General features: G+C 33.7%; 1 pseudogene. It reads left to right on the forward strand.

Annotated elements, in window-relative coordinates:
* Positions 1 to 315, forward strand: a pseudogene (locus HMPREF2629_RS09375) (FIVAR domain-containing protein); the annotation flags it as partial.

The raw sequence follows: 315 nt of genomic DNA on the forward strand, positions 1-315 counted from the left end.
AAAAGTAGAAAAAGCATTAACAGCATTAAATCAAGCGAAAGATGATTTAAGAGCAGATAAAACAGAATTACAACATAAACTTCCAGAATTAGATCAACGTGGCATTACCGAAGGTAAAAAACCAGCAAGTATCACTGCTTATAATGAAGCTCTAGGAAGAATACAAAGTGAAATTGAAGAAGCTAAGACGAAAGCACAAGAAGTGTTAAATAAAGAAAAAGCAACACCAGCAGAAGTGAAAGAAGCATTAGACAAAGTGAAAGCAGTCTTACCAAAACTTACTGAAGCGATTAGTTTACTTCACGACAAAGAAAA

Source organism: Staphylococcus sp. HMSC034C12, from assembly GCF_001835895.1.
Taxonomy (GTDB): domain Bacteria; phylum Bacillota; class Bacilli; order Staphylococcales; family Staphylococcaceae; genus Staphylococcus; species Staphylococcus hominis.